Annotated in this window: 1 protein-coding gene; it reads right to left on the bottom strand. The window is 69.4% G+C overall.

Annotated features, from left to right (window positions below; translation table 11 throughout):
- The coding region (locus tag PUR56_RS35425) for an extracellular solute-binding protein (RefSeq protein ID WP_329951988.1) at positions 1-271 on the bottom strand (271 nt) is incomplete at both ends.

Genomic DNA, 271 nt, shown 5'->3' with positions numbered 1-271 from the left:
GGCCGTTGTTCATCAGCCAGACGTCGGGGCCCTTGCCGGCGGCGACGGCCTGCTTGATCTTGTCCCGGCCGTCCTTCCACTCCAGGAGCGTGAGTTCGACCTTCACCTTGCCCTGGGAGGCGTTGAACTCGTCCACCAGGGCCTTGACCTTGGTGTCCTGGCCGATCCAGTAGGGCATCGACCAGAACGTGACGGTGGTGGGCCCGGCGGACTCCGACGACCCGCCGCCGGAGGCGCAGGCCGAGGCGGCGAGGGCGAACGCGGACGCCAG

This window comes from Streptomyces sp. BE303 (genome assembly GCF_036290945.1).
Taxonomy (GTDB): domain Bacteria; phylum Actinomycetota; class Actinomycetes; order Streptomycetales; family Streptomycetaceae; genus Kitasatospora.
This window is presented reverse-complemented; position numbering and strand designations above follow the sequence as displayed.